General features: G+C 46.9%; 23 protein-coding genes. 8 read left to right on the forward strand and 15 right to left on the reverse strand.

Translation table 11 applies throughout. The features are described from left to right. Nucleotides 1–97: 97 nt before the first annotated feature. The 3 genes from nfuA to cysQ all read left to right on the forward strand — a co-directional run bounded on the left by nfuA (nt 98) and on the right by cysQ (nt 2,300). Complete coding sequence (gene nfuA, locus NL645_RS17225) at nt 98–682, forward strand: Fe-S biogenesis protein NfuA (protein WP_006741794.1); 585 nt, start codon at nt 98–100, stop codon at nt 680–682. A gap of 176 nt (nt 683–858) precedes the next feature. Further along, entirely contained in the window at nt 859–1,428 is a 570-nt protein-coding gene (gene nudE / locus NL645_RS17230) for an ADP compounds hydrolase NudE (RefSeq protein WP_253652103.1), read from the forward strand. A gap of 44 nt (nt 1,429–1,472) precedes the next feature. After that, nucleotides 1,473–2,300, forward strand: coding sequence for a 3'(2'),5'-bisphosphate nucleotidase CysQ (cysQ, locus tag NL645_RS17235; protein ID WP_005394972.1), 828 nt, complete (start codon nt 1,473–1,475; stop codon nt 2,298–2,300). A gap of 300 nt (nt 2,301–2,600) precedes the next feature. Here the strand turns inward: cysQ and NL645_RS17240 are convergent, their stop codons facing one another. Genes NL645_RS17240 through gspC form a run of 12 tightly spaced genes read right to left on the reverse strand, consistent with a single transcriptional unit; the run spans nt 2,601 to nt 13,910 of the window. Further along, nucleotides 2,601–3,362, reverse strand: coding sequence for a type II secretion system protein N (locus NL645_RS17240; protein ID WP_182019143.1), 762 nt, complete (start codon nt 3,360–3,362; stop codon nt 2,601–2,603). A gap of 1 nt (nt 3,363) precedes the next feature. Next, nucleotides 3,364–3,855, reverse strand: coding sequence for a type II secretion system protein M (locus tag NL645_RS17245; protein WP_048624614.1), 492 nt, complete (start codon nt 3,853–3,855; stop codon nt 3,364–3,366). A gap of 7 nt (nt 3,856–3,862) precedes the next feature. Next, the gene (gene gspL / locus NL645_RS17250; protein WP_005394975.1) at nt 3,863–5,065 is read right to left on the reverse strand and encodes a type II secretion system protein GspL; all 1,203 of its coding nucleotides are present in this window, start codon (nt 5,063–5,065) and stop codon (nt 3,863–3,865) included. Continuing rightward, nucleotides 5,034–6,044: a type II secretion system minor pseudopilin GspK gene (gspK, locus tag NL645_RS17255; RefSeq protein ID WP_104971138.1), complete on the reverse strand. Its 1,011-nt coding sequence runs from the start codon at nt 6,042–6,044 to the stop codon at nt 5,034–5,036. Before gspK ends, gspL begins: the two co-directional genes overlap by 32 nt. Next, the gene (gene gspJ / locus NL645_RS17260; RefSeq protein ID WP_006741790.1) at nt 6,037–6,714 is read right to left on the reverse strand and encodes a type II secretion system minor pseudopilin GspJ; all 678 of its coding nucleotides are present in this window, start codon (nt 6,712–6,714) and stop codon (nt 6,037–6,039) included. Before gspJ ends, gspK begins: the two co-directional genes overlap by 8 nt. Further along, nucleotides 6,701–7,090: a type II secretion system minor pseudopilin GspI gene (gspI, locus tag NL645_RS17265; RefSeq protein WP_170902468.1), complete on the reverse strand. Its 390-nt coding sequence runs from the start codon at nt 7,088–7,090 to the stop codon at nt 6,701–6,703. Before gspI ends, gspJ begins: the two co-directional genes overlap by 14 nt. Further along, complete coding sequence (gene gspH, locus NL645_RS17270) at nt 7,077–7,679, reverse strand: type II secretion system minor pseudopilin GspH (protein ID WP_124007329.1); 603 nt, start codon at nt 7,677–7,679, stop codon at nt 7,077–7,079. The genes gspI and gspH overlap by 14 nt, the downstream gene beginning before the upstream one ends. 30 nt (nt 7,680–7,709) lie before the next feature. Then, entirely contained in the window at nt 7,710–8,153 is a 444-nt protein-coding gene (gene gspG / locus NL645_RS17275; protein ID WP_005394985.1) for a type II secretion system major pseudopilin GspG, read from the reverse strand. Between the two features lie 59 nt (nt 8,154–8,212). Further along, complete coding sequence (gspF, locus tag NL645_RS17280; RefSeq protein WP_005394987.1) at nt 8,213–9,430, reverse strand: type II secretion system inner membrane protein GspF; 1,218 nt, start codon at nt 9,428–9,430, stop codon at nt 8,213–8,215. Next, nucleotides 9,430–10,932, reverse strand: a complete 1,503-nt coding sequence (gene gspE / locus NL645_RS17285) for a type II secretion system ATPase GspE (RefSeq protein WP_005394994.1) — start codon at nt 10,930–10,932, stop codon at nt 9,430–9,432. The genes gspF and gspE overlap by 1 nt, the downstream gene beginning before the upstream one ends. Then, the gene (gspD, locus tag NL645_RS17290; protein WP_005394995.1) at nt 10,932–12,950 is read right to left on the reverse strand and encodes a type II secretion system secretin GspD; all 2,019 of its coding nucleotides are present in this window, start codon (nt 12,948–12,950) and stop codon (nt 10,932–10,934) included. Before gspD ends, gspE begins: the two co-directional genes overlap by 1 nt. A gap of 36 nt (nt 12,951–12,986) precedes the next feature. Beyond that, nucleotides 12,987–13,910: a type II secretion system protein GspC gene (gene gspC / locus NL645_RS17295; RefSeq protein WP_006741787.1), complete on the reverse strand. Its 924-nt coding sequence runs from the start codon at nt 13,908–13,910 to the stop codon at nt 12,987–12,989. A 253-nt stretch (nt 13,911–14,163) separates the two neighbouring features. Between gspC and hslR the strand changes: the two genes are divergently transcribed. The 4 genes from hslR to NL645_RS17315 all read left to right on the forward strand — a co-directional run bounded on the left by hslR (nt 14,164) and on the right by NL645_RS17315 (nt 19,711). Then, entirely contained in the window at nt 14,164–14,550 is a 387-nt protein-coding gene (gene hslR, locus NL645_RS17300; protein WP_031780440.1) for a ribosome-associated heat shock protein Hsp15, read from the forward strand. A 31-nt stretch (nt 14,551–14,581) separates the two neighbouring features. Next, a complete protein-coding gene (gene hslO / locus NL645_RS17305; protein WP_046874147.1) occupies nt 14,582–15,457 on the forward strand; it encodes an Hsp33 family molecular chaperone HslO in 876 nt (291 codons plus the stop codon). A 337-nt stretch (nt 15,458–15,794) separates the two neighbouring features. Continuing rightward, the gene (gene pckA, locus NL645_RS17310; protein WP_005395000.1) at nt 15,795–17,423 is read left to right on the forward strand and encodes a phosphoenolpyruvate carboxykinase (ATP); all 1,629 of its coding nucleotides are present in this window, start codon (nt 15,795–15,797) and stop codon (nt 17,421–17,423) included. 194 nt (nt 17,424–17,617) lie between these two features. Then, nucleotides 17,618–19,711, forward strand: coding sequence for an AsmA family protein (locus tag NL645_RS17315; RefSeq protein ID WP_253652104.1), 2,094 nt, complete (start codon nt 17,618–17,620; stop codon nt 19,709–19,711). 13 nt (nt 19,712–19,724) lie between these two features. Here the strand turns inward: NL645_RS17315 and NL645_RS17320 are convergent, their stop codons facing one another. The 3 genes from NL645_RS17320 to NL645_RS17330 form a co-directional block, all read right to left on the reverse strand. Beyond that, nucleotides 19,725–20,642, reverse strand: a complete 918-nt coding sequence (locus NL645_RS17320; protein ID WP_005395003.1) for a bifunctional GNAT family N-acetyltransferase/hotdog fold thioesterase — start codon at nt 20,640–20,642, stop codon at nt 19,725–19,727. Between the two features lie 106 nt (nt 20,643–20,748). Next, the gene (gene dtd / locus NL645_RS17325) at nt 20,749–21,183 is read right to left on the reverse strand and encodes a D-aminoacyl-tRNA deacylase (protein ID WP_253652105.1); all 435 of its coding nucleotides are present in this window, start codon (nt 21,181–21,183) and stop codon (nt 20,749–20,751) included. Continuing rightward, a complete protein-coding gene (locus tag NL645_RS17330) occupies nt 21,155–22,099 on the reverse strand; it encodes a virulence factor BrkB family protein (RefSeq protein ID WP_005379281.1) in 945 nt (314 codons plus the stop codon). The genes dtd and NL645_RS17330 overlap by 29 nt, the downstream gene beginning before the upstream one ends. 302 nt (nt 22,100–22,401) lie before the next feature. Here NL645_RS17330 and NL645_RS17335 point away from each other — a divergent pair, with 302 nt between their 5' ends. Further along, nucleotides 22,402–23,043 (forward strand): DUF2959 domain-containing protein, encoded by a 642-nt coding sequence (locus NL645_RS17335; RefSeq protein ID WP_031780441.1) that lies wholly within the window; start codon nt 22,402–22,404, stop codon nt 23,041–23,043. Nucleotides 23,044–23,064 lie beyond the last annotated feature (21 nt).

The raw sequence follows: 23,064 nt of genomic DNA on the forward strand, positions 1-23,064 counted from the left end.
ATCGCTTCGCCATGCCTTAGCATCAAAAAGACTAGACCCATACGTCAACAAGAGTAGAATAGCAGCAGTAACCTACAAATTTACTCGGGTATTCGTCGTGTCAAATATTACTATTACAGAAACTGCGCAAACGCATTTCGCTAACCTTTTAGGTCAACAGCCTGAAGGGACTAACATTCGTATTTTCGTTGTGAACCCAGGTACACAAAACGCTGAGTGTGGCGTGTCTTACTGCCCACCAGAAGCAGTAGAAGCGACCGACACTGAAATCCCTTACAGCGGTTTTTCAGCTTACGTGGATGAGCTAAGCCTGCCATTCCTTGAAGACGCTGAAATCGATTTTGTTACCGATAAAATGGGCTCTCAGCTAACGCTAAAAGCTCCGAACGCTAAAATGCGTAAAGTTGCGGACGACGCGCCACTGGTTGAGCGCGTTGAATACGTTATCCAAACTCAAGTCAACCCACAGCTTGCTGGCCACGGTGGTCACGTAAACTTGGTTGAGATCACTGAAGACGGCATTGCTATTGTTGCATTTGGTGGCGGCTGTAATGGCTGTTCTATGGTTGACGTAACACTAAAAGAAGGCATCGAGAAAGAACTGCTAAACCAGTTCATTGGTGAACTCACCGCAGTTCGTGATGCTACAGAACATGACCGTGGTGATCACTCTTACTACTAAGAGTAAATACGGTCAGAAAATGGGAGGCTTCGGTCTCCCATTTTTGTATCGATACTGAGGTGATGCTGAGATGCTTAGCTCGACTCGTAAAATCCGCTAGAAACTCAGGCGGAGTTCTCATATATTAAGAATCTTACGCATCTCGTAAACGCCAACGACACCAAGGAGCCAGCGCCATGTCGAAACGGACCCCACCAGAGATACTCTCATGCCAAACGGTCGCAAAATCCAAACTGTTTGCCGTGGAAGCGCTCGACCTTCGTTTTTCCAATGGTGAACACCGTACTTATGAACGCATGAAGCCAAGTGGACGCGATGCGGTGATGGTGGTTCCTGTGACTGAGCAAGGCGATTTATTACTGGTACGTGAATACGCCGCTGGGACTGAACGCTACGAGTTGGGCTTCCCGAAGGGGTTGATTGATCCAGGTGAAACCCCACACCAAGCTGCGGATCGAGAGTTAAAAGAAGAAATCGGCTTTGGCTGCAATCAGCTGACTCCGTTGAAACAAGTTATCCTCGCGCCGTCTTACTTTTCGAGCAAAATGACTCTATTTTTAGGACAGGCGCTTTATCCAGAGAAGCAAGAAGGCGATGAGCCTGAGCCACTGGAAATTGTGCGTTGGCCACTTGCGCAAGCCGAAGAGTTATTAACTCACATGGACTTCTGTGAAGCACGAAGCATCACCGCGCTAATGTTGGCACTGAAACACTTACCAAACACCACTCACAGACATAACCAATAACGGTCATGAGAACCGAATAATACTGTGAGTAAGGACTATCACTTATGCCAATGACAAAAGATCTATCTCACCTGCTTCCTCAAGTCATCGAAATTGCCCGTAGTGCCGGGCAAATGATCCTCGAAATATATGAAAAAAAACAGTACGAGGCCTACACAAAAAGTGACGAGACTCCGGTAACGAGCGCAGATATCGCAGCTCACAAGCTCATCACAGAACGCTTGAGTGAACTCACACCCGATATTCCCGTATTGTCAGAAGAAGACGCAGACATCAGCCTCGAGCAACGAGCTCAGTGGGAACGGTATTGGTTAGTCGACCCTCTCGATGGTACTCAAGAATTCATCGCTCGCAGCGGCGACTTTGCGACTATTATTGCACTGGTCGACAACAACAAACCAACCATGGGGGTCGTTTATGGCCCTGTCTCTGGCGTGACTTATTACGCTTATAGTGGCAAAGGTGCTTGGAAAATTCCCGACATGTCGGACAGCGTAAAAATCCATACGCACAAACACGAGCAGCCAGGGCAAAGCATCGCGATTGCTATTAGCCGCCGTCAAGATATCAATCGCATCACTAGCCGCATGAGCAGTGCTTGGAATTACGATTTAATTCCGCTCGGCTCTGCGGCATTAAAAGCGTGTCTTGTTGCAGAAGGCGCTGTGGATTGCTATCTCAGACTAGGCCCAACAGGTGAGTGGGACACCGCCGCGACACAGTGCATTGTTGAAGAAGCGGGCGGACGCATTCTCAGCACGCAATTGGAGCCGCTGTCATATAACGAGCGTGAAACGCTAGAAAACCCAAACTTTATTGTGCTTGGTGATGCGGATTTACCTTGGAATGAGATTTTACAACGCAAAGATTAAGCGCTCTATCCGTAAAGTTAGCGCCTAAGTACTAGCAATTGAAAGGCCACGAATATGTTCGTGGCCTTTTCTTTTTGACCTGTTTGTACAGCGTTAGGAGCATTTAGCCTACTATGTTCCAATCGCTTAAAGTGCTGAACACAAGAAAACAAACCCCTTAGAATCATAAGCTTATAATTAAATCTCATTATCACCACGATCTTTGTACAGCGAATAGAGGGTTTCGCCTACTATGATCCAAAAGCAAAAAGAGCTGCACAATCGCAGCTCTTTGAGAATTTTGGTTTTTGTCACGATAGGTTAGAAGCGACCTTGGTAATTAAACTCGTATTGACCTTGAGGGTTCGGCTTGCCCAACCATTTCAGTTGCTCACTCATGCTGGATGGGAACTCAGCTCCTGGCTTAAACCAAGCTTTGGTTGAGTATCGCTGATTAGGCATCAGCTCTGCCGAAAACGCCGCTGAGACTTGTTTGCTGCTTTGCTCACCAGTCGCTGTCAACACACTGTCCTGACAGTTTAGATCGGCAATCACAGGACCGAGTTCAAGGCTACCAACAGGGCTTTGAATACCACTGGCATTCCATACCAAAGTGCCTTCACCATTCTTACACCAAGGCGCGGCATAAGTCGCATGACGAATATTTAACTCAAGTTGCCCATCAACGCCGACGGGCACAGGGAGACGTGCTTGCTCAACAACTTTTACTGCTGGGATCGAGGCAACTAAGTTTTTGGCATAAGGGCCATTACTCAAGCTATAGCCAACAAAACCGCGACCACGAACGTCCATTTCACTACCACGACCAAAGCGTACGGCAAACTCAGCTTTACCAGTTAGTAGACTCGACCACTGGAAATCCCAATTAACTTCTCCAAGGTTCTGGCGCTGCCAACGAACACTAGAAGCTTGCCCTTGCCATACAGAGCCATTGGCACCCTGAATGTCTAGTCCTCTCACGGTTGGTGCTTGCTGTAACACCCAAGAAACGGGTAATCCCATTAAAAGACTGACTGAAAAAAAGACGATAAAGATAACAACGTAAAGTACTGCTCGCTTCACCTTAACCTCGCTTAAACTGTAGGCGGTTCACATCAATCATGCCCGCTTGATCCGTTCGGTCGATATCTAAAAACTCGACGTCAATACCCTGCTGCTCTTTCAAGTAACGTAACCAATCCACCAGCTGATTAAACGCGAGTGGTTTGATCCACACCTGAACACTCTCATTGCGAGGTTGTACTCGAATCAACTCAACTTTATAACGACGGGCTGAAGAAGAAACCAGTTGATTCAACGGTTGGCTAGAGTAGCTCACACCGCTGCTTTTGCGCAGTGCAGTAATGCCATCCGCTTTATCTTGTACCCAAGCCAGCAACTGTTTTTCACTTTGAATGCGTGATTGAGCTAGCTCCGCACGTTGGCTCATTGGCTGTAGCAATCCCCAATAAATAATGCCGATAACGGCAATAGCGCCACATCCCATGACCAAACGCTGCTCACGCTGAGAGATGCTGCTCCACCAAACCTGAGCTTGAGAAATTAAGTTTTTCATCATCACCTCACAAACGCTTCAAAACAAAGCTGCCAACCACAACGTTATCGCTACGGTTCAGCTGTCCTTGCTCAACATTAAACTTCTCTGCCAATTTCACACGAGCCTGCTCAAAAGGTTGGAAGTCTGAACTGCGAGCTTGAATTCGCACTTCGCCACGTTGACCATCATATTTAAAGCTGGTGATTTCCAAATCGCTGACCTGACCCAGTGTCGCTGGCAGTGCCGCCAACCAAGACAACATCGCCTGCTGACCGCCACCACCAGATAAGCGGCGCTCTTCATCATCCATTTGTCGTTTGAGATAACTAACGGTAGGAATTCGTCGTTTATTCGGGAACACCTGGCGGAAAATGCGCTCACTCTCCTCACGATACGCTTGTGCTTGTGCTTCGTACTTGTGGACGACGAGCAACTGCTGCGCAACCATAACAACGATAAGCACGCCCGCAGCAATGGTGGCTTTTTGCCAGAGCTTCCAGTATTTACCCCAAGAAGATTTAGGCTTGAAGATCCCGGTCAGCAAATTGACTTTGCTTTCTGTAACCCCCTTCGCCAGTAACCCCATGGTCATTTCCTCTGGCTGCGGCTCCCATACTTCAGGTAACGCAGATTCAGGGACTGAGCTATAGCAATCGAGCTTCCAACCTTCATGATTTTGTAGATAAGAAGAGAGGTAAAGGTCTAACCAAGAAGCATCGACAACCGCGCCCTCTGTCGCTGAGTGACGAATCAACCATTGATCACCAAGCATCGCGGCACTGCTATGCTCTCCCTGAACAGGTAACGCAAGCACATCTGGCAAGATGCGTTTGATGGTGATGCCTTGGCTTGAAAAACGCTGCAATACGGTCTGAATCCAAGCGCGTTCAACAGCGCACACTTGCGCTTTATCCGCTTGTTTACCTAACACGGTAAAGTGAAGGCCATCAACGTCCTGCGCGACTTCATCTTCCACGAGGTACGGTAACATCGCGTCGAACTGACGTGTTGCGCCTGGCGGTATATCCACTTGCGTCAAGACCACATCATTACTCGCCAATAGCGCCACAACTTGGCGCTGACCTGCATAAGAGATCAACTCATCTAAATGTTCCCATCCGGCGATTTCACCGCTGGCAATCACTTCCTGTTGATCTGTCGACCATACCACCCAAGGAATGGTACTTTGTTGTTCGCTACTCAGCCGAACGGTCAGAAACTCGCTCACTGATCCCTCCAAAACGACGGCGAACTACGGTCACCGTCTCTCTATTTGTACTTTGCAAAAGGCTTCGGATACGTACACGTGATTCATCCACCAACACTTGTGCATCCAATTCAAAAAAGGCGCTATCCACACCCAAATAGCCTTTGGCGTTTTTCTTTACATCTTCGCTCAAGCCAGCGATCTCTGACTCTGCTAAAAATTCATCAATGCTATCCCACCCATCAAATGGGCGTTTTTCAATTAGCTGAATCGCATCACTACTGCTTAAGTTTGGTGAGAACATTGCCACCAAAATCGGAGCTTGCTCGACTTCAATCGTATTTACGTTTAAACGCCAATCATCACTAGGCAATGCGCAGATTAGCGGTTCCAATTTTTGGAAAATCTCACCACTCACCTGATAAACCGCTCGCAACTCGGTGGCATCTGCCATCCAGCCATTTGACGCTAAATACGCGGGTTTCATCGCTTCATATGTGCTGTCTTCGACCCCGGTTGTGGAGCGCACGGTGTCATCAGCATCAATGTATTCCCAGGTAGAGTCTGCAATAATTTCTGCCTGATACGATTCAACATCCGATTCTTCCAATAAACGCTGCAATACATTGACTAAATACGGTCTTGCGATTTGCTGTCCCGTCGGTTGCACACGGCTCAATACATTGAGGTTAAAGCACGCTTGTTTGTCTCTAATTCGTCCCGCCGCTTGACCATAATCTAGCGGATAGACTTGTTCTTTTATTGCCCACGGCTGACTCATATTGATCGTATCGGTGTCTTTGTAGCTTTGCTCGATACCGACTTTTGCCAACGCCTCTACCCCAAGGCTATACCAATACGCTTGCTGGTAGTTAACTTGATTGGCGCCCCGCTGAAACTGCAAAAACAAACGCTCCGACATACTGGCGGCAACTGTCGCCATAATCGCCAGTAACATCAGCACAATAATCAAAGCGACACCGCGCTGACGATTAACCATTATTGCTGCCTCCTGAACTTCCTTCTTTCTGACTCAATGTGCCATCAGGAGTCAGATAGGTGCGGGCAATCTCTCCATAATCTTTTAGAGTAAGGATTACAGAAACCGCTTTCGGTAGCGATTTTTCATCATCCCACTCTTTTTTCCATTGTTTACCATCGTAAAAACGCATATCAAACGATTCGACCTGCGTCAGCAATGGGGTAACGATGCCTTGTTGACCCACTGGCGTGTCAGGGTAGCGCCACCATACTCGTTGTAATGTTTCTTCTTTTAAACGATAGCCAACCTTAGTGACCTCCCCTCGGGGAAACTGCTGTTGAGGGTTGTGCCATCCTAAGCGAGCAAACATTAGCCCTTTAGTGTCGGAGTCGAGCAAGTAATCTGACCAAAAAATCAGTTGGCTCGCGGGCTCTTCACCATTTGTCCGCGTTTGGCGCATCGCCATTTGACGAAAGTCATTATCCATCATCACCATGGCGCGCTGAATTTCATTTAAGCGCTGAGTTCGCTCTTGTGATAGTGCATTGCTGCGCTGCACTTGCGATACCACTTGATACGCGGCGACACTTAAACTGGCAAAAATGGCAATCGAGACCAGCACTTCAATAAGTGTAAAACCTTTTGCCAGTTGGCGCTTACTTGCGCGTGGATTCTTATTGCGCCACATAACTTCGTACCGTCACGACTGGGCTCGCGTTTTTCTCGAGCGCGACACTCACATCAAATGCTTTCAGCAATGGCTGCGTGGTGGCAACAGGCGTGATTTTCCAGTACCAAGTGCGCCCAGCCAGCTCTTCTGTGCCGTTCTTTACTTTAAGTTCACTGGTACTCAACATTACGTTGGCCATCTGATTATCCACAACCATGGCTGCAAACATTTTTTCTTCTAAATAACTGATCGTATTAATATGCTGGCTCACCGAGCGAATGACGCTGATGGCAGCGGTGGCGAAAATAGCCAGTGCGACCAATACTTCCAGTAGTGTCATGCCTCTCGTCCGGCGAGGACTCCAATGTGGGCGAGCTTGCTTAGAATTGCGCATTCTCATCCTCTTTCACTTCTTCACCCGGCGCTAGTAACAAGATTTGTCCACTTTCTTTTCCGATGACTCGCCACCCGTCATTAAAGGCGTCACCATTTTGAGGAAAAAAAGACAGAGTAAATGGCGTAACCTCTGCACTGGAAAAGATAAACACTTGCGGTGGCTTAACTTTCTTTTCGTCGTCTTCTTCTTCAGCAAACATGTCTTCATCAAAAAGAGAGCCCGGTTTGAATAGGCGATCATCATTATCCCAAGCACCGCCACCTAGCTCGAGCAGTAGCGTAATGTCATCTTCCAACTTGGTTTTGCTCGGAATCTGCTTTAACTCCAGAGGCTGCCAACCTTCCGCGGTCAAACTCAGTAGAGCGTACGTTGATTTAGCGTCATCCACTCGAACGCCAAAGTCTTTACCGCTTAGTACTGCCTCTTCGTTAAGCAGCTGTAAACGCTGAAAAAAGCTTTGAGCATACTGTTTGGAAAGATCTTTTTGGCTGGTCGGTAATGTCGTAATCACGGCCACTGCCGTGAGGGATAGCAAAACCAGCACCAATAGAATTTCTATCAATGTAAAACCGTTGTGTTTTCGCATTTGCTTCATTAGTGCTGGCTTAGGCTCTATTTATTGGAAATCTTGCATGTTCCAGTTGCCAATATCTGCAGCTGGACCTTCTCCACCCTCTTGTCCATCTGCGCCTAGAGTGAAGATGTCAATCGTACCGTTATCGCCTGGGCTTAGGTACTGGTACTGGTTACCCCAAGGGTCATTAGGAAGACGTTTGATGTAACCGCCATCACGATAGTTGCGAGGCTCTGGGTTAGAAGGCTTGCTAACTAATGCTTCCAGGCCTTGGTCTGTCGTTGGGTAAACGCTGTTATCCAACTTGTACATATCTAGGGCATTTTCCAGCGCTACGATGTCCGTAATCGCTTTTTGTTGGTCAGCCTTCTCTTTGTTACCCAATAGGTTTGGAACAACGAAACTTGCCAAAATACCAAGGATAACGACAACAACCATCACTTCTAAAAGTGTGAAACCGTGTTGTTTACTACGCTTAAATTTCATTTTTTTCTCCGAAAGTTAGATTCAAGCCATGCCGTAAGTAGACACGTCTTAATTCGAATTTATCCGCTCATCAAGTTATTCATTTCTAGCATTGGCATCAAGGTCGCCATCACAATAAACAACACTAATCCAGCCATTAAGGCAATTAATGCCGGAGTGAATACGCCTAACGCAATATTGACTGTAGATTCAAAGTTTTGATCTTGGTTATCGGCAGCACGCGTCAACATGCTCTCCAATTCACCACTTTGCTCACCACTGGCGATCATGTGTAGCATCATTGGTGGAAACAGACGAGTTTGATCTAACGCCTTACGCAGGCTGGCACCTTCTCGAACGTTATCTGCAGCAAGTAACACTTGCTGCTTCACATAGCGATTAGACATAACATCCACCGCGACACGCATGCCTTCTAGAATTGGAATCGCACTGGAAGTACAAATCGAAAGTGTTCGTGCGAATCGTGCGGTATTCAAACCTCGAGAGATTTTGCCCAATAGCGGTAGACTCAAGATTTTTCTATCCCAAGCTAAGCGAAAGTCTGGTTTTTGCAACGCCAGTTTGAGCCCATAGAAAAACACCACCAGCACGACGAAGATGATAAGCCCCCAATCTTGCACAAACTCACTGGCTGCCAATAAGAACTGTGTTGACTGAGGTAACTCTTGTCCCATCTGAATGATTGGCTCAATGATTTTGGGTACCACTGTGGCTAATAAGAAAGAAACAATAACAACCGCAAACACCACTAAAACCACCGGGTAAATCATGGCTTGAAGCAGTTTGGAACGCATCTTCTGACGGTTTTCGACGTAGTCCGCCAAACGCTCTAATACCGTATCAAGATGGCCTGACTTTTCACCCGCCGCAACCATGGAGCGATAGAGCTCATCAAACACGTGTGGGTAATCAGCAAAGCTGTCGGCGAGCGGATAACCCTCGGTTACTTTCGAGCGAACCGCAGCCAGCATAGAACGAATTCTCGGCTTTTCAGCCTGCTCAGAGACCGCGCGCAAACATTCTTCCAGAGGCATACCTGATTGGACTAACGTGGACAATTGACGTGTGATTAGTGCCAGCTCAGATGTTGAGATGCCGCGCTTAAAGCTGACTGAGCCTGAAGACTTAGCCGATTTAGCTTTCGTCTCAACCACTTCAATCGGAATCATCCCTTGCTCTTTGAGTCGCTGGCGCACTTGTCGGGCGTTGTCCCCTTCTATCGTGCCTTTTTTATGCTTGCCTTTTGCATCTAGCGCTTTGTACTCAAATGCCGCCATTAGGTTTCCTTCGTCACTCGCATCACTTCTTCAAGTGACGTAATACCACGACGTACTTTGCTTAGACCATCACTGCGAATACTTGGCGTATGGGCGCGAACAGCTCTCTCAATTTCTTGCTCACCAGACTCTCGGTGAATCAATTCTTGCACTTGCTCATCGACCATAATGAGCTCGTGGATACCTGTTCGACCTCGGTAGCCTTTTTGGTTACACGCTTCGCAGCCTTTAGCACGGTGTAGCTCTAGTGGTTCATGCGCTTCCATACCAAACAGTTTCTTCTGTTCAGCATCGGCTTCATACGGTTCTTTGCAACTCGGGCAAAGCGTACGAACCAAGCGCTGTGCTAACACACCCAATAACGATGAAGAAATAAGGAATGGTTCAATGCCCATATCGCGTAGACGCGTGATCGCACCAACAGCGGTGTTGGTGTGAAGGGTCGACATTACTAAGTGACCCGTTAAGGACGCTTGCACTGCAATTTGTGCGGTTTCTAAGTCACGGATCTCACCGACCATCACCACATCAGGGTCCTGACGCAGAATAGCACGCAAGCCACGCGCAAAAGTCATGTCGACCTTCGGGTTCACCTGAGTCTGACCGATGCCATCAATGTCAAATTCAATCGGGTCTTCAACCGTTAAGATATTGCGTTCGTTACTGTTGATCTCTTGCAAGCCAGCGTACAAAGTCGTCGACTTACCAGAACCCGTCGGGCCGGTGACCAAGATAATACCGTGAGGACGCTGAATAAGATGACGGAAATTGTCGTGCACGGAAGGCGTCATACCTAAGCTATGCAAATCGAGACGCGTCGCGTTTTTATCCAACAGACGCATAACTACTCGCTCACCATGTGACGACGGCATTGTAGAAACACGCACATCAACCGCACGACCACCAATACGCAGCGAGATACGACCATCTTGAGGTACACGCTTTTCTGCAATATCCAGCTTCGCCATGACCTTTACTCGCGACACTAACAGTGGTGCAAGCTTACGACTTGGGGTGAGCACTTCACGCAATACGCCATCGACACGGAAACGAATCGAAAGGGTTTTCTCGAAAGTTTCGATGTGAATATCCGACGCCCCTTCTTTGATCGCTTCACCCAACATCGCATTGATCAACTTAATGATTGGTGCATCGTCTTCTGACTCTAGTAAGTCTTCATCATGCGGCAGCTCTTCAGCCAATGAGAAAAAGTCGTCGCTATCGGCACCGATGTCTTCCATCAATTGACGCGCTTCAGACGAGTCACGCTGATAAGCTTCGGTTAACTTTTTATCGAAGGCTTCTTTATCGATAGGTTGCGGCACGAAGCTTTTCTTCAGCACACGACGGACTTCGACCAGAGCCGCTGGGTTGAGCGGCTCGACATAGTAAAGAATGGGCGGACGCTCAGGATGCTCTGTCTCCAGCACCAGTTTAAAGCGATTGGCAAAACTGAATGGCAGACGACGCATACTTGGCGCTGTGTCTAACATATCAACCATTAGTTGTTTTCCATTTGATCAATAAACGCTTGGATCTCGGTAGGGTGCTGACGCTCCTGGCCAAAGGCAGGCATGACAGGGATCTTCTCGTCAGCCATCAACTTCAATCCTTGATCCGCTTTGTAGAGTTGCTCTGCGCGAATAAAGTTGTATTTGCGCTGTGTAATGCCGTCTGCGGTCATACCATCACGAATAATCGTCGGCTTGATGAACACCATCAAGTTACGCTTTTCTGTTTGCGTGCTGGTTGATTTGAACAAATGACCAAGCACTGGGATGTCACCCAGTAGCGGTACTTTTGACTCACTTTCGAGTGCACGTTCATCAACCAAGCCACCAAGAACCAGCATCTGACCATCTTGGATCATGACTGAGGTATTTAACTGACGCTTAGCAAAGCGAACATCAACCGCACCGTTTGCACCTAATACATTGGACACTTCTTGCTCGATATTTAACTGAACAGAGTCACCTTCGTTAATTTGTGGCACAACCTTAAGCTTGATGCCCACTTCTTTACGATCAACCGTTTGGAATGGATTGTCGTTGTTTGAGCCAGCCGTAGAGCCTGTGATAACAGGCACTTCTTCACCAACAATAAATGATGCTTCACCATTATCCATTACGGTGATACTTGGAGAAGATAGAATGTTTGAGTTGGAGTCAGTCGCTACGGCACTGACTAAGGCAGTCCAGTCCCCCATCACGATGCTCATCGCAGCACCGTTAACACCGCTCAGTGCCGATGCAAGAGTAGAATAGTCACCAGATTCAGTAACATCATATGGCGTTCGTTCGCCATTCGCATTTGTGTAGTATTCAGTTCGAGTTTGATCTTTTGCTTCTTCTAGACCAACCATCACCTGACCAATCGGTGCACCAGAGTTACCGTACTGAATCACCGCACCGGTTTCCAGTGAGCCCCACTGAACACCTAAGTTAATGCCGTCACCTTCTGACATTTCAACGATCAGCGCCTCAATCAAGACTTGAGCACGACGAATATCAAGCTGAGCAATAACATCTTGTAGCGCATTCATGATATCTGGTGGAGCCGTTAATACTAAGGCGTTGGTCGCTGCGTGCGCAGCAATCACCACTTCACCACGCTGGGCACCTGACGCTTTCTGGCCGACTTGCTTTTCAGCTTGTAGGTTATCGGAGACACCTTTTAGTACATCCACCAAATCTTCAGCTTTCGCGTTCTTCAGGTAAACCACGCGGTTGTTACCTTTGGTCGCCATTTCAACGTCAAGTTGACGAATCAATCGCTTCAGACGCGCACGTACTTTAGGATCGCCAGAAATCAAAATCGCGTTGGTGCGTTCATCGGCAACAATTTTAGGCTCAAGGAACTCAGGCGTGCTCTTCTGATTGGTGCTTTTATTCAGTGCTTCAACAATACGCACCATTTCGGCAGCAGAAGCATTGCGCAGTTCCACCAGCTCAATTTCTTTATCACCCGCTTGGTCAACACGCTTAATGATTTCTGCTAAGCGATTTACGACCGCCGCACGACCTGTGATTAAGATGATGTTCGCAGGATCGTAGTGAACTACGTTACCAGCACCAGCATTATCAATCAGTTGACGAAGTAGAGGAGACAACTCACGAACCGACACATTACGCACCGCAACAACTCGAGTGATAACGCTGTCGCCTTGCGCGCTGCCATCACCTAATACAGGGATTGCTGACGTTTTTGAGTCTTTCGCTTTGATAACCTTAAGTACACCGTTGTCCATTTCTACGACGGCGTAGCCGTATACTTCGAGTACGTTAAGGAAAAAGCTGTAGTATTGCTCTTCGTTAAGCACATCATAGCTGCGGACATCGATTTTACCGCGCACTGAAGGGTCAACAATGATGGTCTTTTCGAGATTACGACCCACTATGTTGATGAATTCTTGAATATCAGTGCCTTTAAAGCTGGCACTAAATTCGTTTGCTATTGCACCTGGGACGCAGAGTAAACTTCCTGCTAGTAGCCAGGCACTTTTGCTGAACCAATGTTTCACGTATGTCTCCCTGAACTTACGCCGGTTGCCTAAGTCTTACAATTGGATATAGATATCGTACTGTTGGCCGTCGCGCTCAACAGTTAAATTTAATTCTTGCGGATCGCTCATCACTTGCATCAGTTGTACTGAAGAAGACGGGTCACTTAAATCGATCCCATTAAGCTGCACCGCAATATCACCAGGTTCTAGACCCACATCATTAAACAGCGCGGCATCACGACCAGGTGACACTCGGTAACCAACAATGCCTCCGTCTCTTTTGACGGGTGAAATGGTGATGTATTTGAAAACGCTTTGCGGATCTTTCGCAATTTCCTCTCGGATTTGCTCTAATTTTTCTCCAACGTCAGACGCTGCTTCTGCTCGTTGAGATTGGGCTCTGGCTATCTGCGGCGATTCAGATAGCTTCTTATATTCTATACCCTGCATCATTAAGGTCTCGTCTCGACCTTGGTTATCAATGATGACGCGATCCACTAATACGGCTTTTAGTGTCGCACGCGTACCTTCAATTTCTTCACCTAAACCATACGTTGCTTGCTTGCCACGGTTGGCAATGACAGCAAGGCTGGTATTCGCATCACTGCTTGCAACCGCGCCAACCAGTGTAAGGTTAAGGCGCGTCTTAGGAGCGTCTTTAACAACAGGTTGTTCTACAACTGCAGGCTTTTGTTCAGTGAATTTACCGAATAGGTTGGCATTCTGAAGGGCATTAAAATCTATCGCGTCGCCTTTATTGCTCGCAACAACGCTGCTCGTCGATGGACGCCATTGCGGCACTTCCGACGATTGAGGTATGGCTAACCATACAATTTTGCCAAGTATCCATCCGGTTATCGCAATAAACAGACAGGTGAGCAACAAGCTAAGTTTGGCTTGAATTGTATAATTATTGGACTTGATCTGAGCCAGTAGCGGTCTGCTTGATAATCCTGCACTTAGCTCTAAACGTTTCACTGAATGGATTCCTTTATTCTAACGTTCGTCATTTAAGCTATAACAATAGCTATCGACTTTAAATTGCTAAATTTGCAATAAAATTATTACTCAACAAAGAGCAGTGAACTATATCACAAGTTGTCTTTCATACCTTTTTCTTATGCAGTTTTTGCCAACTCCCTTGAAAAAAATACGCCTTGACTCCATCTGTAGGTGAATAATCCATCACTCATTGCCATATTCGGGCAGTGATTAGATAGCGTAGTGTTCTATGAGTTCCCTAAATGAAGCCGTTAGGCTAGATAAATGGCTATGGGCCGCAAGATTTTATAAAACCCGCTCTATCGCTCGTAACATGGTCGATGGTGGTAAAGTCCACTATAATGGCCAACGAAGCAAACCGAGTAAAATCGTTGAAGTGGGCGCCGAAGTAAGACTTCGTCAAGGCAACGAAGAAAAAACGGTGATCATCGAAAAAATTTCTGATCAACGCCGAGGCGCTCCCATCGCACAGACCTTGTATCGCGAAACTAATGAAAGTATAGCGAAACGTGAGGAACACGCGACTCAACGTAAGCTTAATGCCCACAACCCAAGTCCAGAACGCCGCCCAGATAAAAAGCAGCGCAGAGACATCATTAAGTTCAAACACCAATAAAAGCCGGAATTACCAACGAGGAAAGCACTCCATGGCAAATAATGTTTTAAACCGCTACCTATTCGAAGATCTTTCAGTACGTGGCGAGTTGGTACAATTGGATGAAGCGTACCAACGTGTTATCTCCAGCAAGGAATATCCGGCAGCAATAGAGAAACTGCTGGGTGAGCTACTCGTTTCAACCACTCTTTTAACTGCCACTCTTAAGTTCGAAGGCTCAATCACCATTCAGCTACAAGGCGATGGCCCTGTATCTCTTGCCGTTATCAACGGTGACCACAAGCAACGCGTTCGTGGCGTGGCTCGCTGGGAAGGCGATATTGCCGATGATGCAAGCCTCCACGATCTCATGGGCAAAGGTTACCTCGTTATCACTATCGAACCGAAAAACGGTGAGCGTTACCAAGGTGTCGTTGGATTAGAAGGTGATACTCTAGCCGACGTACTAGAAGGCTACTTCGCAAACTCAGAGCAGCTAAAAACGCGCCTATGGATCCGCACGGGCGAGCACGAAGGTAAAGCCCACGCAGCAGGCATGTTGATTCAAGTAATCCCTGATGGCACTGGTTCACCAGATGATTTCGAGCATCTAGAGCAACTGACTGACACGGTAAAAGATGAAGAGCTATTTGGTTTAGAAGCTAACGAACTACTATACCGCCTATATAACCAAGACAAAGTGCGCCTTTACGAACCGCAACCTGTCGAATTCCATTGTGGCTGTTCTCGTGATCGTAGTGGTGCCGCTATCATCACCGTTGAGAAAGCTGAAATTTATGACATTTTGGCTGAAGTAGGATCCGTTTCTTTACATTGTGATTACTGTGGCACGACCTATACGTTCGACGAAGCAGAAGTCACCGAGCTATATGCACAAGCTTCTGCGGACAAGAAAACCCTTCATTAATTTACATAGCTTATCAAGCACGTAATTTACCCTACAAAATGCCAGCTTAATGCTGGCATTTTTGTGATCAACCCCTCGTAATACCTCGCTTCAAGCGTAATAAAACAACTGCTTAATTTTAAACAATTAATAATGATTTTGCCCTAGCGCAAAGGATTGCGTGCACGATAAACTATTCCCACCAATATGTGACGGGTTACCTAAAACCTTATTGAAATCATGGATAAATTTTGAGCTATCTCCCTGTTTTCTCCCCGCCCCGTTGCTAGCATGGTGAGCAGATTAAAATTAAAACATTCTTACAAAATCCCTACAAAAATCCTTATAAGGAGCACCTATGACCGTTATGGAACATACTAAGGCTGCAACACTTGATCTAACCAAGCACGGACTGCATAACGTTAAAGAGGTTATTCGCAACCCTAGCTACGAAATGTTGTTTGAGGAAGAAACGCGTGAAGACCTAACTGGTTATGAGCGTGGCGTGGTTACTGAACTAGGTGCGGTTGCCGTTGACACTGGCATCTTTACTGGTCGCTCACCAAAAGATAAATACATCGTCAAAGACGCTACGACAGAAGAGCATATGTGGTGGACGTCTGATCAAGTAAAAAATGACAACAAACCAATCACTCCAGAAGTGTGGGACGAGCTGAAAGAACTGGTCACAAACCAGCTTTCTAACAAACGTTTGTTTGTTGTTGACGGTTACTGTGGTGCAAACCCAGATACGCGTTTGAGCATTCGTGTTATCACGGAAGTCGCATGGCAAGCGCACTTCGTTAAAAACATGTTTATCCGCCCAACGGAAGAAGAATTGGCAACATTTGAACCAGACTTCGTGGTAATGAATGGCGCAAAATGCACTAACCCAAAATGGGAAGAGCAAGGTCTGAACTCAGAAAACTTCACCGTATTTAACCTAACCGAGCGCATGCAACTTATCGGTGGTACTTGGTACGGCGGTGAGATGAAGAAAGGCATGTTCGCAATGATGAACTACTTCCTTCCATTAAAAGACATCGCATCAATGCACTGTAGCGCTAACATGGGCAAAGACGGCGACGTAGCGGTATTCTTTGGTCTCTCTGGTACCGGTAAAACCACACTATCAACTGACCCTAAACGTGCGCTAATTGGTGATGATGAGCACGGTTGGGATGATGACGGCGTCTTCAACTTCGAAGGTGGTTGTTACGCGAAAACCATCAAGCTATCGAAAGAAGCGGAGCCGGACATCTACAACGCGATTCGCCGTGATGCACTGCTAGAAAACGTAACGGTACGTAGCGATGGCTCTATCGACTTTGATGATGGTTCGAAAACAGAAAACACTCGTGTTTCTTACCCTATCTACCATATCGACAACATCGTTAAGCCAGTATCAAAAGGCGGTCACGCGAATAAAGTGATCTTCCTATCGGCGGACGCATTTGGTGTGCTACCTCCAGTGTCTAAATTGACACCTGAGCAAACGAAGTACCACTTCCTATCTGGCTTTACTGCAAAACTGGCAGGAACAGAGCGTGGTATTACTGAGCCAACGCCAACCTTCTCTGCATGTTTTGGCGCAGCGTTCCTAACGCTTCACCCAACTAAATACGCAGAAGTACTGGTTAAACGTATGGAAGCAGCAGGCGCTGAGGCTTACCTAGTGAATACAGGTTGGAACGGCACTGGCAAACGTATCTCGATTCAAGATACGCGCGGAATTATTGATGCGATTCTTGATGGTTCGATTGAAGATGCACCAACTAAGCACATTCCTATCTTCAATCTTGAGGTACCGACTTCACTACCAGGTGTGGATCCAAGCATTCTAGACCCTCGTGACACGTACGTTGATCCACTTCAGTGGGAAAGCAAAGCGAAAGACTTGGCTGAACGCTTTATCAATAACTTTGATAAATACACGGACAATGCGGAAGGTAAATCTCTGGTTGCCGCTGGCCCTCAGATTGATTAAATCGAGTAACAACGACGTCGCGTAAACCACAATGGTAAGTGGTCAGCCACTTATCACTTTTACGTAGACCAAGTTACAAAAAAAACCGCTTCAAGCCCCTCTTTTGAGGGGCTTTTTATTGAATACCGCAGAATATTGATACAAGCTAAAGCCTATCTAGTTTTATTTAATAGCAAACGTAGGTTCTAGCAGGGATGAAAACAGCGCGTCGAGTTCTAATTCTGTTACTGGTTATCTTAGTTGCCATTCCGGCCACTATGATTGCGCTGTTAACAACATCTTACGCCGATGCAACTTGGCGTCTGCTATCAAACAGCATTTCCTTGCCCTTTCAAGCAGAAAGCGTGCGTTACGATTTTCCCTACCACCTAACTTTACAGGGTGTGAACACAAACGTAGACGACGCTTCTTATATCGAGCAAGTCGATTTATGGATGAATCCCGATGTTTATCGCGATGGTAAATGGATCGTTGATAGCTTATTGATTGATGGACTTAATTTGCAGTATGGCGCGCCAAAGCTCCCGCCTTTAGATAACGTTTTGTTCCATCAAATCGCGCTCAAAAATATTGATTACGCCGACGAGCAGTTTTCTGGTAATGGCATTGACCTTCAAATTCAATCACCACAGTGGAATGGCCAGTTAATACCATATGGCGAGGTTCAACTTGCAGCCGACCAGATCTATTGGAATGGCGAAGCCTTTAATCAGGTCTTGGTCGACATGGACTACAAACCGCAAGACAGTACGCTCTATGGCACTTCATTTAACTGGCGTAACAGTCAAATTTCAGGGCAAGGCGAGCAGTATCCACAAGGCTGGTCTTTAGTGAATGTGACCATCAATAAGTTGCAACTCAATCATATCCAGCTCCAATCACTGCTTGCTAAGCCTTGGCAAGCAATACCATTCAAGATTAATCACATTAATAGCTTAGACTTACTGAACGCCGATATTGAATGGGGCGATTGGCACTGGCAAAACTTAGAGCTCTCCGTAGAAAACGCCACACTGCCACTGTCTCTCTGGGAGACAACGGCTCAAGTTTCATTGCAGGCGGATAGCGTCCGATTCCAACAGCAAACCGCAATAGAGCCACGTTTAAGTGCTGTTATCAAGCCTGGAAAAATCCAACTCAACGAGCTCAGCTTAGATTGGCAGCAAGGTCGTGTGCAGGTCTCTGGGGTGTTCACTCCAACGCAATGGCAACTCGAAGAAGCCTCCATTCAAGGCCTCAAGTGGGCAATACAACCTGAAGATAACCAAAACTGGTGGCACGCCGCCATCAGTAAGTTAGATCATGTCACAGTCCAACGACTCGACATCGAGCGCAGCCAAATCATTCAGCTATCTCACGAACCTTATTGGCAGTTCTCCGGTTTAAACATCGAAGGGCAACAGCTTGATCTTAAACAGGTCAATCAACGTTGGGGCCTTTGGCATGGGGAGCTGGAAGCTAGCGTAGTCAACGCCAGTTATAACCAAGTGCTCACGTCTCATGCTGCACTTGCCATGCAAAGTGAGAATGGCTTTTGGCAACTGACACGCCTTTTTGCACCACTCGAGCAAGGCTACGTAGAAGGCGTCGGACAGATAGACCTAAGTACTCCGAGCCAGCCTTGGGCACTCAACCTCAATGCCGATGGCATTCCCTTATCACTCTTCCACGATTATTTACCCAACACACTGGCCATTGATGGTTTTTCCGATCTCAGCCTCGATCTACAAGGGTTATCAGGTGATCGCAACATGCTGGCCTACAGCTTATCGGGTGAAGTGGAAGCCAACCTACGAGATACCCGTTTAAAATCCCAAGCGGATCATTCGCTCAAAGCCATTACCTTAAGTCCGCTGCGTTTAAGCGCGCAACGAGGGGAAGTCGCCATAGAACCAGTCACCATTTCTGGGAAAGCCATGAGTGGTAAGGTTTGGGGCGAGTTTGATATGGCCAACAACCCGCTAAGTGGCATTGCTTATCAATTGAAAGAGTCGTGCGGGAGCGTTGAAGGTGATCTACTCAATGGCGAAACCCATCATAACGAGTGTTTAAAAGCACTAGCATCAAAAGCACCGGCTGATGTTGAAAGCACTCCACAAACAAGTGAATCAGCCATGGAGCTGCCAACTGCGATTGATAACATCAATGTGGAGATTCAAGAGGAAGAATTTTCCGAAGAAATTGTCGAAGAAGACGAAGCATCTGTCACTGATCCCACCACAGAGGAACAAATCCTCCCACCGACAGAGCGAGAAAACGAAACAGATAAGCGCCCTACAGATCAGTAAGGCGCCCTCTCAATTAACAGCTGAGTAATTGCGAATAGTTCGGTATCAGCATATAGGTACCAACAAAATCTACGGCTGGCGTGTCGCCACTATAAATCACCACGTGAATGACGATGCGTGCTTTACGCCCTGACTCCAATCGATCTAGGTCACCACTGATCCCATCCAACGAAGTACTCGCCACGGGGTTTTGTTCGACTGGTTGACGATAACGAATCGAGCTGTCGGCCAATACAATATCACCATGCAAACCGCGCTCTTTAAGCAGCAGCCACGTCATACCCCACCCCGTCAAGGTGGCTAAAGTAAAAGCCGACCCCGCAAACATGGTGTTATGCGGATTAAGGTTTGGATTAAGTTGCGCGCAACATTCAAACTGGTAACCCGTGTACTGGTTAATTTTTATCCCCATTTTGTCGCTAATTGGGATCTGTTGCTCCCAGCGCTGCTGAAGTTCAGTGCACCATTCTGGGCGACGCAACACATTCGCCATCGGATCCAATGGTTTCACCATTTGCTGGTGACGCACAGGACCGCGCTCGTCGGTCAGTTCACCGCGACGCTCAAAGCCATTTTTCTCGTAAAAGGCGATGGCATCTTCACGGGCATTACACACCAAGCGCTTCGCCCCTTCTTGGCGTGCTAACGACTCTAGCGCGACCAGAACCAGCGAGCCCATACCTTTACTGCGGCGATTATTTTTAACCGCCATATAGCGGATTTGGCCATCATTATCCGGCGTAATGTATAAACGACCGATCGCCATAGGACGACCTCGGCCATCAACAATCATACGGTGATGGCTCATTTCATCGTATTCATCGCGTTCAGAGCCAATTGGCATACGCCATGGCTCACGAAGCAGTTGCCAGCGAAACTGATAATACTTGTTTATCTGATTATCGGTTTTGGGAGTAATGAGTTTGAACATATCAATCCTTTGAAAGCACAACACTAATAAATGTCGGGAAAATCACTCCAAGCCAATTCCATGAGCTTGGAGTTAAAGCTTAGACCATGGCGCTTGTGTTACCAGACTAGATCTGCAACCAAAACGTCACCGGACCGTCATTCACTAAGGACACTTTCATATCGGCAGCGAAGCGGCCACGCTGTGTGGGTAAAACTTGTTCACACAAATCAGAAAAGTAATCATACAAGCGCTCAGCATCAGCAGGATGCGCACCGCGAGAAAAGCCAGCACGAGTGCCTTTTTTTGTATCCGCAGGTAACGTAAATTGAGAAACCACCAGCACTTTGCCTTCTACCTGTTTGACGTTCAGGTTCATCTTACCTTCATCATCTTCGAACACGCGGTAGGTCGTAACACGCTCCATCAAGCGTTTTGCTTTGGCCTCATCGTCGTCTTTCTCTACTCCTAATAAGACCAGCAGACCACGATCAATTTCCCCTACGACTTCACCATCCACACGGACGGCAGCTTCACTGACTCGTTGAATTAGCGCTATCACTACTCTCGCTTCCTTCATCTGTTAACTGAGATTCAGCGGTCGAGTGTATCATGTCTAAATCTTCACTCCAGTGCTCTCGCTCACCAAGCGCAGCTGTGACTTCCGCACCCAATAACACGATCATCCAGCATAAATACACCCAAACAAACAAGATAGGAATCGCGGCTAACGCGCCGTAAATGAGCTGATAAGACGGAAACTGCGTGATGTAGAGTGCAAAGCCCTTTTTACTTAATTCGAACAGTATCGCAGCGACTGCTGCCCCCATCGCGCCATGAGCCAGGTGCACTTTTTTATTCGGCACCAGAATATATAAGCCAAGGAAAGCGAAAAAAGACAACAACAGCGGTAACCAACGTAAAAACAGATTGAACGCACCAGATAATGTCTCGTTCTCTAAAATTTGCAGTGAGGTCACGTACGATGTAGCCGCGATACTCGCACCGACCATGATCGGCCCTAACGTGAGTACCATCCAATACATAGAGAATGAAAATACTAAACGGCGCTTATCTTTAACTCGCCAAATGTAGTTTAAGTTCTTATCAATGTTCGAAATCAGCATGACTGCAGCAATGAATAAAAACCCACCGCCAACCGCGCTCATTTTGCCCGTATTCGCCACAAATTCCTGCAATGCCGTATGTACAGCTTCCCCAGATGCCGGAACAAAATTCTCAATAATGTAGCCTTGCAACACCTCACCGACGTTCGCAAAAACGGGAAATTTCGACAATATTGATAACAATACCGTCAGCATTGGCACGATGGATAACAAGGTAATGTAGGCAAGATAGCCCGCGTTCACATTGACGCGATCATGCGTTAATCGCTTAAGAAGATACTTAAAAAACGCGACGCAACTTGGCAGTAGATTGATTAATCTTGCCTTGTAACTCTCTGATAACTGGTTCATAGTTCATCCCATAATAAGGGTCTGTTGACCTTTTGAGCTGATTTTTGCAGCAGTTTGTGGGTTCTTTATACAAGGCAGAGGCTTTGAATTGTAGTTAACCTACCAGAGAAGCCGATAACGCAGTAGAAAGAAACCACAAGCGCTGCCCGAAGGGTTCGTCTAGAAGCGTTTTACTCTTTGTTGAGAGGCGTTTTGCTTAGAATGACTATGCTACAACCCTCTCGCCGCGATTAAAACGCTTTTATATCGAACAAAAAAACAACCACAAAAGGTCGGCAGACCCTATTGTCGAGGACATAAGAATGCCTTATTTATTAGCAATTGTACTATCAATTTTCACTTTAACAGGGTGTCAATCTGCTTATTACTCCGCGATGGAGCAAGTTGGGTACCATAAACGAGATATTATGGTCGACCGCGTTGAAGATGCCAAAGAATCTCAACAAGATGCACAAGAAGAATTCACCAGTGCGCTCGAAGCCTTATCTGCGATCACTAATTTTGATGGTGGTGAGCTAGAAAGTGTCTACAACAAAATCAATGACAAGTACGAAGACAGCGAAAAAGCGGCGCAAGACGTTCGTGACCGCATAGCTGCGATTGAAGACGTTTCCGGCGCACTGTTTGATGAATGGCAAGACGAACTAGAGCTGTACTCGAGCGCGAAATTGCGCCGTTCAAGCGAGCAAAAGCTACGTGAAACCAAAGCCTCGTACAAAACCATGCTTAGCGCAATGAAGCGTGCAGAGAAAAAGATGACGCCGGTACTAAATACACTGCGCGACAACACGTTGTACTTGAAACACAACCTTAACGCGAGTGCGATTGGCTCTCTACAAGGTGAATTTTCTAGTCTAGAGAAAGACATTCAGTTTGCCATCAAACAGATGAACGAAGCGATTGCAGAGTCTGATAAATTCCTGCAAAAGCTCAATCAAAAGTAAATGATTCAAACCTCCTCCTAG

This window comes from Vibrio sp. Y51_MX_L26, from assembly GCF_024181935.1.
Classification (GTDB): Bacteria; Pseudomonadota; Gammaproteobacteria; order Enterobacterales; family Vibrionaceae; genus Vibrio; species Vibrio diabolicus.

Bases quoted from the DNA above. Each gene is read 5' to 3' on its own strand.
- nudE (WP_253652103.1), top strand. From the start codon at position 859: ATGTCGAAACGGACCCCACCAGAGATACTCTCATGCCAAACGGTCGCA.
- cysQ (WP_005394972.1), top strand. From the start codon at position 1,473: ATGCCAATGACAAAAGATCTATCTCACCTGCTTCCTCAAGTCATCGAA.
- NL645_RS17245 (WP_048624614.1), bottom strand. From the start codon at position 3,855: ATGAAAAACTTAATTTCTCAAGCTCAGGTTTGGTGGAGCAGCATCTCT.
- gspK (WP_104971138.1), bottom strand. From the start codon at position 6,044: ATGGTTAATCGTCAGCGCGGTGTCGCTTTGATTATTGTGCTGATGTTA.
- gspJ (WP_006741790.1), bottom strand. From the start codon at position 6,714: ATGTGGCGCAATAAGAATCCACGCGCAAGTAAGCGCCAACTGGCAAAA.
- gspI (WP_170902468.1), bottom strand. From the start codon at position 7,090: ATGCGCAATTCTAAGCAAGCTCGCCCACATTGGAGTCCTCGCCGGACG.
- gspH (WP_124007329.1), bottom strand. From the start codon at position 7,679: ATGCGAAAACACAACGGTTTTACATTGATAGAAATTCTATTGGTGCTG.
- gspG (WP_005394985.1), bottom strand. From the start codon at position 8,153: ATGAAATTTAAGCGTAGTAAACAACACGGTTTCACACTTTTAGAAGTG.
- gspF (WP_005394987.1), bottom strand. From the start codon at position 9,430: ATGGCGGCATTTGAGTACAAAGCGCTAGATGCAAAAGGCAAGCATAAA.
- gspE (WP_005394994.1), bottom strand. From the start codon at position 10,932: ATGGTTGATATGTTAGACACAGCGCCAAGTATGCGTCGTCTGCCATTC.
- hslR (WP_031780440.1), top strand. From the start codon at position 14,164: ATGAGTTCCCTAAATGAAGCCGTTAGGCTAGATAAATGGCTATGGGCC.
- hslO (WP_046874147.1), top strand. From the start codon at position 14,582: ATGGCAAATAATGTTTTAAACCGCTACCTATTCGAAGATCTTTCAGTA.
- pckA (WP_005395000.1), top strand. From the start codon at position 15,795: ATGACCGTTATGGAACATACTAAGGCTGCAACACTTGATCTAACCAAG.
- NL645_RS17315 (WP_253652104.1), top strand. From the start codon at position 17,618: ATGAAAACAGCGCGTCGAGTTCTAATTCTGTTACTGGTTATCTTAGTT.
- NL645_RS17320 (WP_005395003.1), bottom strand. From the start codon at position 20,642: ATGTTCAAACTCATTACTCCCAAAACCGATAATCAGATAAACAAGTAT.
- NL645_RS17330 (WP_005379281.1), bottom strand. From the start codon at position 22,099: ATGAACCAGTTATCAGAGAGTTACAAGGCAAGATTAATCAATCTACTG.
- NL645_RS17335 (WP_031780441.1), top strand. From the start codon at position 22,402: ATGCCTTATTTATTAGCAATTGTACTATCAATTTTCACTTTAACAGGG.